The sequence below is a fragment of the Bradyrhizobium genosp. L genome (genome assembly GCF_015624485.1).
GTDB lineage: Bacteria > Pseudomonadota > Alphaproteobacteria > Rhizobiales > Xanthobacteraceae > Bradyrhizobium.
Genome location: NZ_CP061378.1, coordinates 2378883 through 2394346, shown reverse-complemented (window position 1 = coordinate 2394346; position 15464 = coordinate 2378883). Strand labels below are relative to the sequence as shown.

Genomic DNA, 15464 nt, shown 5'->3' with positions numbered 1-15464 from the left:
CTCTACCCCACTGAAGGTCATTTTCGCTATCCCGACATGGAGTTCGAGACACCATCCATCGAGGCAGAGAATGTCGACCACTGAACTGATCGCGATGAGCCTTGCCGAGTTGACCGATGCATACGCATCGCGCGCGCTGTCGCCGGTCGAGGTCCTCCAGGCGGTGCTTGATCATGCCGAGGAGGTCAATCCCGCGATCAATGCGCTGTTCAGCTTTCGCGCCGACGCCGCCGTCGCGAGCGCACGACGATCCGAAGGGCGCTGGAAGGCCGGCACTGCGCTGGGTCCGCTTGACGGCGTCCCGATGACGGTCAAGGACAGCGTCGCGATGATCGGCTGGCCCTATTTTCACGGCATCGGCGCCAATCGCGCGCTGCCGCCGTCGACCTACGATTCGCCGCCGGCGATCGCGCTGCGCGAAGCCGGCGCGGTGATCTTCGCCAAGACCACGATGCCGGATTGCGGCCTGATGGCCTCGGGCCTCAGCTCGCTGCACGGCGTCACGCGCAATCCCTGGGGGCTCGCCTGGAATACCGGCGGCTCATCCGCCGGCGCGGGCGCATCGGTCGCGGCCGGTGCGGGCTATGTCTCTGTCGGAACCGATATCGCAGGCTCGGTCCGCCTCCCGGCCTCGCATTGCGGCCTGGCCAGCCTGAAGCCGACCCACGGACGGGTACCGCATCTGCCGGCCGATACCATGCGCATGGCCGGCCCGATGGGCCGAAGCGTCGACGACATCGCACGCCTGCTGACGGTACTGACGCGCCAGGACGAGCGCGACACCTGGAGCCTGCCCGCCGACGGCACGCACTATCATGAGCGGCTCGGGCGCGACGTGAAAGGCTTAAGAATCGGTGTCCTCACCGACATGGGTTTTGGCATGAAGCCTGAACCTGATGTGCGCGACGCAGTCGCGGCAGCCGGACGGCTGCTTGCGGGCGCGGGCGCCATTGTCGAGCCGTTCGTCTCGCCGCTCGACTATGACGCCTACGCGGCGATCGACCTGTTTTTGCAGGTCCGTGGCCATCTCGAATACACCTCGCTGCCCCGACACGACGACACCGCACACGACATCAATCCTTACGTCCGCGCCTGGTGCCTCGACGGAGCCAAGCACTCGGGTGCCGACCTGTATCGGGCGATGGGCCGGATCGCGAAGATGAAATCCGAGCTGCTGGCGGCTTTCGTCGGCTGGGACTATGTCATTGCGCCGACGCTGCCGGTGGTGAATTTCCCGGCCGAAGAACCCGGCGTCTCGCGGGAGACGCCGCTCGCGCACACCCTGTTCACCGCCATGTTCAACCAGACCTGCCAGCCTGCGTCGACGGTCTGCATGGCGTTCGGTTCGCACCATCTGCCGATCGGCGTGCAGGTCATCGGTCACCGCTTCGACGATCTCGGCGTCCTGCAGGTGACGAAGGCGTTGGAGGATCTGCGCCAGGTTACGATGGACTGGCCGTTCAAGCCGCGTCCCTGACCGTCAGGCTGCCGCCTTGGCCTGGTCGCCGTCGAGCAGATGACAGGCGGCGAAGCGGCCGGGCAGATGCTCGACCAGCTTCGGCGTCTCGATCGAGCAGCGCCCGAACGCCTTCGGACAGCGCGACGCAAAGCTGCATCCGGCAGGGATGTCGATCGGACTTGGCGGCTCGCCCTCCAGCAGGAAATCGGACGGATCGAACGGCTTGTCCTCCAGCGTCGGAGCTGCCGACAGCAAGGCCTTGGTGTAGGGGTGCTGCGGGTCGAAGAACAGCTCGCGGTTATCGGCGATCTCGACCATCTCGCCGAGATACATCACGGCAATCCGGGTGCACACCTTACGCACCATCGCCAGATCGTGGGAGATGAAGACGTAAGTGAGGTCGTTCTTCGCCTGCAGCTTCGAGAACAACTCGATCAACCGGCCCTGCTCGCGCTGATCCAGCGCCGTCAAAGTCTCGTCGAGGATCAGGAGTTTGGGGTCGAGGATCAGCGCCCGCGCGATCGAGATGCGCTGCCGCTCGCCGGTCGAAAGCGCGTTCGGCAATTGATCATAAAGCTCGGCGGCAAGGCCGACCTCGGCCATCGCGGCAACGACCCGGCGGCGTAGCTCGGTCCGCGGAATCTTGCCGCGGATCAGGAGACTCTCCTCGATCATGCGGCCGACCGTGGTGCGCGGCGGCAAGGCATTGTAGGGATCCTGCAACAGCAGCTGGAACTCGTTGCGCTTGCGGATCAACTCCCGCGACGACAACGTTCCGAGCGACGTGCCGTTGAGAAGGATACCGCCATCGTCGGGAGCCTCCAGCCAGGCCAGCAGCCGGGTCAAGGTCGACTTGCCGCAGCCGGATTCGCCGACGATCCCGAAATTCTCGCGCGGCATGATGTCGAGCGTCACTCCTCGCACGGCCTGCACGTTGCTGTAGGTGTTGAAGGTGCCGCGCTTGCGGGCGCGATAGGTGCGATGGACGTTCTGCACCTGCATCAGCGGCACTTCGCCCTCGGCCTGGCGGCGGGCAAGCGGACCCTCGGTCGTGGTCCACATCCGCGGCACGCTCGCAATCGCCTTGCGCGTATAGTCGGTCTGCGGGGATGCCAATAGTTCGGCGAACGGCTGCTGTTCGATGAACCGGCCCTGGTGCAGCACCGCCGTCCGGTCGCCGAACTGGCCGAGCGTCGACAGCGACGACGACAAATAGATCGTCGCCATCTTGTGACGCGTGCAGAGATCGTGGAGCAGCGCCACGATCTGTGCCGCGATCGTGACATCCAGCGGCTGGGTCACGTTGTCGGCGATGAGGACCGCGGGCTCGGCGCAGATCGCATCCACGATCATCGCACGCTGCATCATGCCGCCGGAGAATTTTGCGGGATAATCCCAGTAGCGCTCCTTCGGCGACGGGATCCGCACCTCGCTGAGGAGCTGGATGACCCGCTCCCGGCACTCCCGCCCATTCCATTCCGGCCTGACGCTGTGCAGCTTCTCGGCGATCTGGGTCCCGACCGGCATGGTCGGATCGAGCGAGCTCTGCGGCTTGGAGCCGATATAGGCGATGTCGCGGCCGATACGGACCTCCCGCGCGCCGGCGCCGAGAATGTCGTTGCCGGCAAAGGCGACCCGTCCAGCATGATATTGCAGGCTCTCCGGCAGCCAGTTCGCCAGCGCGCGGCTGAGCACCGTCTTGCCGGCGCCGCTCTCGCCGTAGATGCCGAAGATCTCGGATGTGCTGAGGCGGAAGTTGATGCGGTCCAGAATCGGGGTTGCGCCCGGCGCCGTGGCGCCGACCGTCAGATCTTCGACCTCGAGAATGAGCGAGGCATCCATGTCAGAGACCTCCATAGATCCGGTTGCGCGCCTTCTCCAATGCCGACCCCATCAGGTTGATCGAAGTCAGCGCGACGGCGAGGAAGATGCCGGGGAAGGTCCCGATCCACCATGCATTGAGCAAATATTTGCGGGAATCGGCGATGATGCTGCCGAAGCTCGGCGTCGGCGGCTGGATGCCAAGCCCGAGAAAGCCGAGGATGGCCTCGAAGATCATCATGCGCGCGACGTCGAGCACCGCGACAAAGGCGATCGGCGGCAGGATGTTCGGCGCTGCGAACAGCAGCAGGATACGCCAATCCCCTGCCCCCAGCACGCGCAAGCCACGGACATATTCCTTGCCGCGCTCGGCGACAGCGGCACTTCGCGCCACCCGCGCGTAGAGCGGCCAGCCGGAGAGCGCCAACACGATGATGATCGTCGGCACCGTCGGCCGCGACACGCCGAGAATCGTGATCGCCAGGATGATCATCGGAATCGAGAGCTGGGCGTCGGTGATCCGCATGATGATGGTATCCCACCACTTGCCCTTGAAGCCTGCGAACAGGCCGAGCCCGCAGCCGATGATGAAGATGAGCAGCACGGTGACGACGCCGATCAGCAGCGAATAGCGCAGGCCGATCAGGCTGCGCATCAGCATGTCGCGCCCGAGCTGGTCGGTGCCCAGCGGATGATCCCAGGTCCACTTGTCGCCGAGGAAGGCCGGCGGCAGAAACTTGTCCTTCACCACCATCTTGGTGGCGCTGATCGACGAGACCTCGGGATAGATCGCCGAGGCGAGCAGCAGCAGGACGAAGATGCAGAGGCCGATCTTGAAGCTCGGCATCCGCCATGCCGCGGCCATGATCCGCCGGTTGACGGACCGGATGCGCGCCGGCCGGCTTTCGGGCTCCGCAGCGACGATGGTGGTGGCCGTCATGGTCAGATCTCCACCCGCGGATCGATCAGATAGGCGACCAGGTCCACGATGATGTTGATGAATACAAAGACGGCGCTGGTGGTGATGGCGATGCCCTGGATGACCGGAAAATCACGCCCGACGACGGAGACGACGGTCAGATTGCCGAGACCGGGATAGTCGAAGATGTATTCGATCACCAGCACGCCGCCGATCAGCGTCGAGAGCTGGATGCCGAGCAAATTGACCAGCGGCACCGCCGCGTTGCGCAGCGCATGTGAATAGACGATGCGGCGGCGCGACAGGCCGCGGACCCGCGCCTCATCGATGAAGGAAGATTGCATCACCTCGCCGAGCGATGTCGTCAGCGTGCGGATGATGAACGGCGCGATCTCGACCGCGAGCACGATCGCCGGCAGGATCACGTAGGAGAATCCCTGGTAGCCGAGCGCCGGCAGCAGCTTCAGCTTGACCGACAGGAACAGGATCAACACGATCGCGAGCCAGAAGTTCGGGATCGACACGAACAACGACTGCACGCCGAACGCCACCGCATTCTGCCAGCGATGCTGATGCAGCCCGCCCGCAAGGCCAATGGGAAACGAGATCAACAACGCGAACAGCAGCGCCATGCCGCCGAGCTGCAGCGTGAACGGCAGGCGTTCGAGAATGAGGTCGACCACCGGCGCCATGTCCGATTTGGTCGGGTCGATGTATTGACCCCCGGTCGCGATCATGCCGCTGCGCGGCCGCAGATAGGACTGCCCGAGATCCCCCTGCGCCAGCCCGCGCATGTAGCGGCCGTACTGCACGATGATGGGGTCGCGCAGCCCCATCTTGGTCGCCACCTTCTCGACCACGTCGGCTGGCGCCATGCCGCCGACGATCAGGCGCACCGGATCGCCGGGCACCACACGCAACAGCGTGAAGATGATCAGTGACGTGATGAAGACGATCAGGATGCCCTGTGCGATCCGCTTGACCAGGAATTCCAGGATCAACATCGAGAAGAGCTATCCTTGCATTGGGTCAGGGAGTTCCGGCAGGCCAGGTTGTCGGGCCTGCATTTGGTCAGGGAGTCCGGCAGGCCGGGTCGTCCGGCCTGCATTTGGTCAAGGAGTCCGGCAGGCCGGGTCGTCCGGCCTGCCGGAGCAATCATCATGCCAGAGTGGCCTTGCTCATGTCCTGCATGCCGTTCGGATAGATGTAGAGGCCATCCAGTTTCTTGCTGTAGGCATGGATGAAGACCGACGTGAACAGCGCCAGCGCCGGCGCCTTCCTGGCGATGGTCGGCAGCGTCTCGGTCTGCAGGATCTTCTTGCGCTCCTCGATCGACGTCGCGTTGCGCTCCTTGTCGAGCACCGCATCGATGTCCTTGTCGACGATGCCGGTGATCCGCTTCGACGACGAATGGAAGTGGGTGCGTATCACCAGATCCGGCTCGGGCGAGCCGGTGCACCAGCCGCAGTCGATCATGTTGCCCTCGCCGCCGCCCGGCTTGTCATAGAGCAGGTTACCCCAGGCTGCGACTTCGAGGGTCTGGAGATTGACCTTGAAGCCCTGCTCCTGAAGCATGCCGGTGATCAGTTCGGCGTATTCCTTGGTCTTGGGATAGAAGCCGACCGACGTGTAATAGGTCAGCTCGGGCAGGCCCTGCCCCTTGGGATAGCCGGCTTCCGCGAGCAGCTTCTGCGCCTTGTCCGGATCGAACTCCGGATAATCGGCGACCTCGGTGTAGCCGAACTTCACCGGCGAGATGTGAGCTTTCGAGTAGGTGCCGGAGACGCCGAGCACCTCGAGCACCTGCTTGCGGTCGATGGAGTGGCAGGCCGCCAGCCGGACGCGCGGATCGTCGAACGGCTTCTTGGAGCAGCGGAAGAAGAGATATTTGTTCTCCACCGAGATCGCCTTGTGGATGTTGAAGCGCGCATCCTTGGCGATGGTCTCGACCTGCTCCTGCTCCAGCCGCTCGATGATATCGGCCTCGCCGTTCAGGAGTGAGAGCGTCCGCGTCGTGGTGTCACCGACGAAGTGATATTCGACGCCGGGGATCTTCGGCGCGCCAAGGTAGAAATCGGCATTGGCCGCGAGAACGGTGGTGTCACCCTTCTGCTCGACATATTTGTACGGACCGGTGCCGTTCATCCGCGCCGACAGCTGGGCCTTGTTGGCGACGTCCTTGGCGGCCATGATCGGCAAGAAAGAGGAGAGATAGTAGTACAGCGTCGCCGGATAGCCTTGCGCCTTGGTGTTGATGTGACAGGTGTGGTCGTCGACGACATCGACCGACACGAGGCCCGGATACCACTGCGCCGGCCGATCCGGCTGACAGCCATATTCATAAGTCGCCTTGACGTCGGCCGCCGTGAACGGCGTGCCGTCGTGAAACTTGATGCCCTTCCGCAGCTTCACTTCCATCGTGTAGGTGTCGATCGGCTTCATCGATTCAGCGAGCTCGAAGATCAGCTCATCCGGCTTCTCCGGCCGCATCGGCGCCCGGGTCAGATAGCCGAAGACGAAACCCTCGACGATGAGCTGGCCGAGATTGGTGTGAGTCGTCGGATCCCAATTCCCGGTCAGCGCTTCGGCGCCGAGAAAGCGCAGCGCCTTGCCGTCGGCGGCAAAAGCCGAGCTCATCAGAAAATCGGGATTCACCCGGCCGAAGCCGAACGCTCCGGCACCGGCAAGCCCCCCTAGCATCAAGTCTCTGCGGTTGATCATATGCTATCCCCTCGTGATATCGGCGACGCTGAAAGTGCTCTCCCGAGATCGCGAGGCATTCAGCTGTTTCGATCCTCCAGCGTAACGTGCAAAGCGTAGACCAAAGGCCGAAAAGCCCCGATTTCTGCTGCTCCACGATTCCGTTGCTGACGCTCCCGGGTGCGGCGGTTTCGCGCAGCGATTTGTGATCGCACGAGCGGCCTCGCTCAACTGCGAGGCATGCGCGCCTCCGCCATGTGCAGCGCGTGGATGATCAGGCGCCGGCACGATCATGTGTCGCTGCGCGTCGCGGATCGCTTGCCGAGTGTCCCATCACCGAATTTTCGCTTGACGTACCGGCCCTGCGATAATGTAATATGATATAACTTCGCAGTCGCCGCCAAGCGGCGGGCTGCAAAGCAAGCTAGAACTTGCATGAAGAGCAAATGAGGAACCTGCGCGCCTGTTGCGCGCGACAGCCCGAGGGAGAGCGCGTGCATGTCCAAGCTCAGAATCCGCGTCGACCAGGACAAATGCCAGGGTCACGCCCGCTGCAAATCGCTCGCCCCTGAACTGTTCGAGCTCGACGAATACGGCAACGCCCATGAAGCCGGCGACGGCTCGGTGCCCGCCGGGCTCGAGGACAAGGCCTGGCTTGCGCAGACCAATTGCCCGGAAATCGCGATCGAAGTCACCGAGGAATAACCCCGGCCGACGATGGCGGCTACGGCCTCCATTGAGCCGCGTCTGATCGAACGAGAAGGAAACGAGCCGATGTCCGATTCCCCGTCCGCAAGCTATCTGCCCGAGCATCCCCCGGTCACCGACTGGGTCAATGATTTCGACCACACCGATCCGGTCTGGACCGAAGATCCGTTTCCGATCTGGGAGACGCTGCGCGCGACCTCTCCCATGGTGCGGACCGAGCGCTTCCTCGGCTGCTACCTGCCGACCACCTATCAGGCGGTGAAGGAGATCGCCTACGACACCGAGCATTTCTCCTCGCGCCGCGTCATCGTGCGCGACGTCCGCCCCGACATCACCGCGCGCGCGCCGCCGATCACCTCCGATCCACCGGAGCACAAACCAGCCAAGCAGGTCTTGCTGCCGCCGTTCACGCCGGACGCGATGAAGCGGCTCGAGCCGCGGGTGCGCGCGATCTGCAACGAGCTGATCGACGAGTTCATCGATGACGGCGGCTGCGACGCCGCGGCCCGCTACACCAAGAACATTCCGGTGCGCGCCATCGCGCACATGCTCGGCATCCCCGAGAAGGACGGCGACCTCTTCATCAAATGGATCCACCAGATCCTCGAGCTCGGCATCAAAGACGACAACGAGTTGATGAGCGGCGTGCGCGAGATGACCGGCTACTTCATGGCCCATCTCGAGCAGCGCAAGCGAGAGCCGGGCGACGATCTGATCTCGCAGCTGCTGCGGGCGAAGGGCCCCGGCGGGCAAGCGCTCACCGACGAACACGTGCTCGGCTCCCTGCGGCTGCTTCTGATCGCCGGCATCGATACCACCTGGAGCGCAATCGGCTCATCGCTCTGGCATCTCGCCCGGACGCCGTCGGATCGCGAGCGCCTGATCGCGCAACCCGAACTGATGCCTACTGCGATCGAGGAATTCTTGCGCGCCTTTTCTCCGGTGACGATGGCGCGCGAGGTGATGAAGGAGACGACGATCTCCGGCTGCCCGGTCAAGGCGGGCAACATGGTGCTGCTGTCGTTCCCCGCCGCGAACCGCGATCCCGCAATGTTCCCCGACGCCGACAAGGTGGTGATCGACCGCAAGGAGAACCGCCACGCCGCCTTCGGTCTCGGCATCCATCGCTGCGTCGGCTCCAATTTGGCACGGATGGAGATGCAGGTTGCGATCGAGGAATGGTTGAAACGGATTCCGGACTTCCGCCTCGACCCGGCCGGCAAGGTCACCTGGTCGGAAGGCACCGTGCGCGGCCCGCGTCAACTGCCGATTCTGTTCGGCAAAAGCGGCTGAGGGCCCGCGAGAAGTTACATCCCGGCACCCAAATGAGGTAGCTTGCCCCGGAATCAAACCAAAGAGTTCCGGGGGAGGCTACGACATGTCCGAACAAATCGCACCCGCGAGCGATCGTCTCGACGTCCACGACGTCGAGCGGCGGATCAAGTCGATCTTCATCGGTTCGGTCGGCAATCTCGTCGAATGGTATGATTTCTACGCCTATACAGCGTTCGCGTTGTATTTCGCGCCGGCGTTCTTCCCGCACAGCGACCCGGTGGTACAGCAGCTCAATGTCGCGGTGCTGTTCGCCGCGACCTTCCTGATGCGGCCGCTCGGCGGTTGGCTGTTCGGCTTCATCGCCGACCGCTATGGCCGGCGGCTGTCGCTGACCCTGTCGGTCGTCTGCATGTGCTTCGGCTCGCTGATCATCGCGGTGACGCCGACCTACGCCACCATCGGCTTCGCCGCGCCCGCGATCCTGGCGCTGGCCCGCGTGATCGAGGGACTGAGCCTGGGCGGCGAATACGGCGCCAGCGCCACCTATCTCAGCGAGGTGGCGGATCCCAAGCACCGCGGCTTCTATTCCAGCTTCCAGTACGTCACGCTGATCGGTGGCCAGCTCACCGCCATCATCGTGCTGTTGCTGCTGCAGAAGGTGTTCTTGACGCCGGACGAGCTGAAGGCCTGGGGCTGGCGCATTCCGTTCGTGATCGGCGCCGGGCTTGCGATCATTGCCGCCGTGATGCGACGCGGACTGCATGAGACCGAGGCGTTCGAGGAGGCCAAGAAGGTCAGCAAGCCGACCGGCTCGATCGTGGGGCTCTTGAACTATCCGCGCGAATTGCTGCTGGTGGTCGGACTCACCGCCGGCGGCACCGCGGCGTTCTACACCTTCACCACCTATATGCAGACCTTCGTCAAGCTCTCGGTCGGGCTGACCGAGGACCAGACCACGTTCGTGATCTTCGGGTCGCTGATCTTCGCAACCTTCCTGCAGCCGATCTATGGCGCGCTCTCCGACCGTATCGGCCGCAAGCCGCTGCTGATCTTCTTCGGCGTCGTCGGCACGCTGGCGACGGTGCCGATTCTGACCGCGCTGAAGGACACCAAGTCGCCCTTCGTCGCCTTCCTCCTGATCTGCGGCGCCTGGATCTTCGTCGCCGGCTATACCTCGATCAACGCGATCGTGAAGGCCGAGCTGTTTCCGACCAACGTCCGCGCGCTCGGCGTCGGCCTGCCCTATGCCATCACCGTGTCGATCTTCGGCGGTACCGCGCCCGCGGTGGCGCTGGCTTTCAAGAGCGCCGGCCACGAGGACTACTTCTATTACTACCTCAGCGGCATGATCTTCCTGTCGCTCCTGATCTATGCGACCATGCGCGACACCAAGCATGAATCCGCGATGCATCGCCACGAGTAACGGCGGGACGCCCATGACCGACGAGCCGCCCGCCGACAGCAAACTGACGCAGAGCAAGCAACGCTGGGCGCGCGAGGGCAAATTCCTCACCGGCAGGCACGCCCGCCCCGAGGAAGCGCGCCTGCCGCCCGGCCAGCATCTGACCCGGGACTGGCCGGTGCTCGACCTCGGAATGCTGCCCAACGTCACGCAGGCGCGCTGGCGGCTCGACGTCTATGGCGCGGTCGAGCAGACAATCTACTGGAGCTGGGCGGAGTTCATCGCACAAAGGCAGACGCAGTTCGTCTCCGACATCCACTGCGTCACGACCTGGTCGCGCTACGACAATCAGTGGGAAGGGCTCGCCACGCGCGACCTGCTCGCTGCCTGCCGGCCGCGCGACGAGGCGCGCTTCGTCGTGCTGCATTGCTATGACGGCTATACGACAAACCTGCCACTCGAGGACTTTGCCGCCGAGGACGCGCTGCTCGCGCATAGCTGGTCGGGCCAGCCGCTCGAGCAGGAGCATGGCGGGCCGGTGCGGCTCGTGGTGCCGCATCTCTATTTTTGGAAGAGCGCAAAATGGCTGCAACGCATCGAATTCGTGAGCGAGGATGCGCCGGGGTTCTGGGAGGTGCGCGGCTATCACAATCGCGGTGATCCCTGGGCCGAACAGCGCTATTCTGGCGACTGACAACCACCAACCATGATGGAGCCTGCCCGTGCCGCACGAACGCTTTCAATTCACCGGTGTGGGCGGCCATCAGCTTGCCGCAGCCCTTGATACGCCCGACGGCCCGATCAAGGCGTATGCGCTGTTCGCGCACTGCTTCACCTGCGGCAAGGACGTGCTGGCGGCCAAGCGCATCGCGGTGGCGCTGGCGGCAAAGGGCATTGCGACGCTGCGCTTCGATTTCACCGGTCTCGGCTCCAGCGAGGGTGATTTCGCCAACTCGACCTTCTCGTCCAACGTTGCCGACCTGGTCCGCGCCGCCGACCATTTGCGCGAGACGCGGCAGGCGCCTGCGCTCCTGATCGGCCACAGCCTCGGCGGGGCCGCGATCCTCGCGGCCGCTGGCCAAATTCCCGAGGCGAAGGCGGTCGCCACCATCGCCGCGCCCTCCGATCCCGCCCATGTCACGCATTTCTTCAAGGACCGGATCGAGGACATCCGCGCGCAGGGTGAAGTCGAGGTGTCGCTCGCCGGCCGCCCGTTCCGCATCAAGCGCGAATTCCTCGATGACGTCGCCGAGCAGACCCTGATGACGCAGGTGAAACAGCTGCACAAGGCGCTGCTGGTGATGCACTCGCCGACCGACGACACCGTCGGTATCGACAACGCCACCAACATCTTCATCGCGGCGAAGCATCCCAAGAGCTTCGTCTCGCTCGCCGGCGCCGACCATCTGCTGAGCGGCAAGCAGGACGCCGCCTATGTCGCCGACGTCATCGGCGCCTGGGCCGAGCGCTATGTCGATCTCTCGGCGGCACAGCCGGCAGCGAGCAGCGAGGCCGCCCCGCGCAACGTCGTGGTGCAGGAGACCCGCAACGGCAAGTTCCAGCAGATCGTCACGTCGGGCCCGCACCGCCTGCTGGCCGACGAGCCGGTCGCGGTCGGAGGCCAGGATAGCGGCCCCGGGCCGTATGATTTCCTGCTCACCGCGCTCGGCGCCTGCACCTCGATGACGATGCGGATGTATGCCGACCGCAAGTCGCTGCCGGTCGACCGCATCACCGTGACGCTCCAGCACAACAAGATCTATGCGAGAGACTGCGAGGAATGCGAAACGCGCGAAGGCATGCTCGATCAGATCGACCGCGTCATCAAGATCGAGGGTGCACTCGACGCCGACCAGCGCAAGCGGCTGATGGAGATCGCCGACAAGTGCCCGGTGCACAAGACGCTGACGTCGGAGGTCCGGATCGTCACCAAGGCCGCGGAGTAAGCCTGCCACGCGGCAAGATGGGCCACCCCGCAGTGGCGCGCCAAAAATATCGAAAAACAACCCCATGCAAAGGAGCCGGCGGCCGCCGGCGTTTGAAAAAGGCAACTGTCCGTAGCGGGTGAAGATGTCGTGTTTTTGTAGCTCGTGATCTGTCGCCTTCGTTTCAGATTGGCAGGGGAGCCGGAAGGCGTGGACGGCATTCCCTGATTGATCATGCCACGGCTGTTGCGGCGGTTTTAGCCCTGCGGGTGGGTTTCTTTGTTCGACTTGCAGCCGGTTTCTCCGCCCCGACCCGCGCTGTCTCGACGGCGGCGCGCGCAGGAGCGGTCAAGGACGCGCGCTTGCGCGCCCGCCAGGGCTTGTCCTTGACGGCTGCGAGCACGCTGCCAGGCTGGGGCGCGTCGGGGCTGATCTGCTGTCCGTCGGCGCTGAACATCGCCAACCGATGCGGCCCGAGGAACACGCTGAGGGTGCCATCGGGATACTCATGGAGGCGCACCACGGCCTTGACGAAGTGCGGCCTGAGCCGGCTCTGCGGCAACTGCAACCGCCGACCGTTCCATGCAACGGTGTTATCGTTGGCGACGGTTCGCTCCTCGATCACGCACAGCGCCTCGCGCCAGGCCTCATGCCGGTCGGCCACGAATGCACTGCCTTCCTGTTCGGGCTTGATCGCAAAGGCGGCGTTGTGCCCGGCGATGTAATGCGCCTTCAGCCACGCATTGGCAGCCTCAACCGTCGTGATCCCGGCAAGCCGCAGCTCCTTCGGCAGCCGGTCCTGCAACGTGCCGAACAGCCGCTCGGAGCGCCCGCGCGCCTGCGGCGAATAGGCTGCGATATGCTCGATCCCAAGATGCGACAAGGCCCGTCCCACCTGGGTTTGTTGCGTCTTCGAGACCTTCTCGCCAGCTTTTGGGGTCAGGAAATAATGGCTGCCGCGGTCGGTGTAGAGCGCGCAGAACAGGCCATGCTCGCCAATCACTTCGCGCAGGGCCTGGAAGGTCGAGGCCGTTCCTTCTTCCTCGACCAGGACCATCGAGTAGACCTCGCTGGTCGCATCGTCCATCGTGACGATCAGGTCGCTCGCGGGCAGACCCTCGATCCAGACGTGGCGCGATCCGTCCTGATGCAGCAGCATGCCCCGAAGCGGCCGGCGGGGGCGCTTCTTGCGGTGCGCCGAACGCTTCGGCGCCTTCCGCACCAACCCGGCTGCGTGCAAGGCCAGCTTGGTCACCGTATAGCCCAGCATGTAGTCATGCCGCTTTTGCAGCTGCTCGTGGAAATGCTTCACCGTGAAGTCCGCGTACTTGTCCCGGAACAGCCCCAGCATCCGCTCCAGTTCCTCCTCCGGCGCCCGTCTCGGCGATCGCCGACCCATCCGCCGGTCGACAAGCCCGGCATCGCCCTCCGCCTCAAAGCGCTCCGCCCAGCGTTGAAAGGTCCTTACGCTGATCCCCAGAACCTCCGACGCCGCCTCCTGCGTCAGCTCCTTGGCCTCCGTACGCTCCAGCAAATCTGAAAACCGCATCCGTCGTACTCCCTCGTGAATGGATGCCGTGCCCATCGTGCCCCCTTGGTTCCCGGGCACCAAAAACACGACACTTCACGAGCTACAAACAGGCGACAGATCACGCGCTACTGACACGTTTGAAAAAGGCAACTTGACACGTCGGGCAACTCAGCGATACATTTCCAATATTCCGAAGTCACGCAACACGCCTCGCCGTCTACCCACGCGCCGCGCGCTTGGTGGTCAGGCAGTTCGCCATAATCCGGACCGCGGCGCCGATCTCGTTCTCACGCCAGGCCGCGAAGCCGAGCAGCAGGCCGACGTCGCGCGGCCGCTCCAGCGCCAGGCTCGACAGCGCGCGAACCTCGACACCGGCCGCAACCAGCCGCGTCACCGCGTTTCGGTCCGATGCCCCATCCTTGAACCGGGCGACGAGCTGCATCCCACCCGGCGGGATCTCCGGCGCAAGCACCCCGCCGAGGTGTCGCGCCAGCGCCGCGGCGAGATGATCCCGGCGCGACCGGTAGAGCCGCCGCATCCGCCTGAGATGCGCGAGGAAATGCCCGTCGGTCATGAAATCGGCCAGCGCCTCCTGGACATGCACCGAGGCGACCAGCCCGAGATGGCGCTGCGCGATCTCCATCGTCTTCGCGAGCTGAGACGGCACCACGAGATAGCCGATGCGGATATCGGCGGTCATCGCTTTCGCAAACGTCCCGAGATAGAGCACGCATCCCTCGCGATCGAGCCCCTGCAGTGCAGGCATCGGCCGGCTGTCATAGTGAAACTCGCCGTCGTAATCGTCCTCGACGATCCAGGTCTTGCCAGGCTCGGCAACGGCCAACAATTCGCTGCGACGCGCCACCGGCATCACGCGTCCGGTCGGATGCTGATGCGACGGCGTCGCGAAGATAAGCTTTGGCGGCTGCGTCTCGCCCACCCGCGTCATGCCCCATCGGTCAAGCCTGACGCCGACGACATCGGCGCCGGCCGCGCGAAACGCCGCCGCGGCGCCGGGGTAGCCGGGATCCTCGGTCCAGACCGTATCGTTGGGCACCACGGTCGATGCGGCGATCAATGTCAGCGCAGCCTGCGCCGCCGGCAGGATCAGGATCTGCTCCGCCTCGGCGTGCACACCGCGGTTGATCTCGAGATAATCGCGCAACGCTTCGCGGAGGCTCGGCCGGTTGACCACGGTCTGGTCGTTGAAGCGGCGCCGCAGCGCGCTGCGGCGCAGACACCGCGCCCAGATCTGGTGCGGAAATTCTCGGGCGTCCGCGAGGCCGGGACGGAGCGGCCGGAATTCGGCCTGATACGACAGCGGCCAATCCGTCTCGGAGAGTTTTGCGGCCCATGGCGACAGCACAGGCTTGCGAACAGCATCGCGTCTTGTCTCGGATTTTGGCGCACGTTTTGGCGCCGGCGCCGCCTTGGCGAAGCGCTGCTGGATATCGTCCGCCACCACCGGACGCCGCCGTGCGGCAACACTGAGATAGCCTTCGGCCGCCAGTTGTTCATAGGCATGCGTGACGGTGTTGCGTGACACATCGAGCTCGGCGGACAGGCTGCGGCTCGACGGCAGCACGGCCCCGCTCCTGATCCGGCCACTCGCCATCAGCGCGCGCAGCTGCTGGGTGAGCTGCGCCACCAGCGCGGCATCGTCCGACCGCTTCAGCGTGAGCAATTCGGCGAGGATCATCTGGCTCCTCTATTCTATCCAAACT

General features: G+C 64.5%; 12 protein-coding genes. 6 read left to right on the top strand and 6 right to left on the bottom strand.

Going from position 1 to position 15464, the window contains the following annotated elements:
* Positions 1 to 70 precede the first annotated feature (70 nt).
* Entirely contained in the window at positions 71 to 1477 is a 1407-nt protein-coding gene (locus IC762_RS11055; protein ID WP_195788828.1) for an amidase, read from the top strand.
* 3 nt (positions 1478 to 1480) lie between these two features.
* On the opposite strand, the gene IC762_RS11050 is transcribed toward IC762_RS11055, so the two are convergent.
* The 4 genes from IC762_RS11050 to IC762_RS11035 all read right to left on the bottom strand — a co-directional run bounded on the left by IC762_RS11050 (position 1481) and on the right by IC762_RS11035 (position 6920).
* Positions 1481 to 3301, bottom strand: coding sequence for an ABC transporter ATP-binding protein (locus IC762_RS11050; RefSeq protein WP_195788827.1), 1821 nt, complete (start codon positions 3299 to 3301; stop codon positions 1481 to 1483).
* A gap of 1 nt (position 3302) precedes the next feature.
* Entirely contained in the window at positions 3303 to 4220 is a 918-nt protein-coding gene (locus IC762_RS11045) for an ABC transporter permease (protein ID WP_195788826.1), read from the bottom strand.
* 2 nt (positions 4221 to 4222) lie between these two features.
* Entirely contained in the window at positions 4223 to 5203 is a 981-nt protein-coding gene (locus tag IC762_RS11040) for an ABC transporter permease (protein ID WP_195788825.1), read from the bottom strand.
* A 154-nt stretch (positions 5204 to 5357) separates the two neighbouring features.
* On the bottom strand, positions 5358 to 6920 hold the full coding sequence (locus IC762_RS11035) for an ABC transporter substrate-binding protein (protein WP_195788824.1): 1563 nt from the start codon (positions 6918 to 6920) through the stop codon (positions 5358 to 5360).
* 477 nt (positions 6921 to 7397) lie between these two features.
* Between IC762_RS11035 and IC762_RS11030 the strand changes: the two genes are divergently transcribed.
* The 5 genes from IC762_RS11030 (at position 7398) to IC762_RS11010 (ending at position 12230) form a co-directional block, all read left to right on the top strand.
* Positions 7398 to 7604, top strand: a complete 207-nt coding sequence (locus tag IC762_RS11030; RefSeq protein ID WP_195788823.1) for a ferredoxin — start codon at positions 7398 to 7400, stop codon at positions 7602 to 7604.
* A 69-nt stretch (positions 7605 to 7673) separates the two neighbouring features.
* Complete coding sequence (locus tag IC762_RS11025; RefSeq protein ID WP_195788822.1) at positions 7674 to 8900, top strand: cytochrome P450; 1227 nt, start codon at positions 7674 to 7676, stop codon at positions 8898 to 8900.
* A gap of 85 nt (positions 8901 to 8985) precedes the next feature.
* Positions 8986 to 10305, top strand: a complete 1320-nt coding sequence (locus tag IC762_RS11020) for an MFS transporter (protein WP_195788821.1) — start codon at positions 8986 to 8988, stop codon at positions 10303 to 10305.
* A gap of 13 nt (positions 10306 to 10318) precedes the next feature.
* Entirely contained in the window at positions 10319 to 10978 is a 660-nt protein-coding gene (locus tag IC762_RS11015; RefSeq protein ID WP_195788820.1) for a sulfite oxidase-like oxidoreductase, read from the top strand.
* 28 nt (positions 10979 to 11006) lie between these two features.
* Positions 11007 to 12230 carry a bifunctional alpha/beta hydrolase/OsmC family protein gene (locus IC762_RS11010; protein WP_195788819.1) on the top strand — a complete coding sequence of 408 codons (1224 nt, stop codon included), beginning with the start codon at positions 11007 to 11009 and terminating at the stop codon, positions 12228 to 12230.
* Positions 12231 to 12441: 211 nt separating this feature from the next.
* Here the strand turns inward: IC762_RS11010 and IC762_RS11005 are convergent, their stop codons facing one another.
* Positions 12442 to 13758 (bottom strand): ISNCY family transposase, encoded by a 1317-nt coding sequence (locus IC762_RS11005; RefSeq protein WP_195788818.1) that lies wholly within the window; start codon positions 13756 to 13758, stop codon positions 12442 to 12444.
* Between the two features lie 199 nt (positions 13759 to 13957).
* Positions 13958 to 15439 (bottom strand): PLP-dependent aminotransferase family protein, encoded by a 1482-nt coding sequence (locus IC762_RS11000; protein WP_195788817.1) that lies wholly within the window; start codon positions 15437 to 15439, stop codon positions 13958 to 13960.
* Positions 15440 to 15464 lie beyond the last annotated feature (25 nt).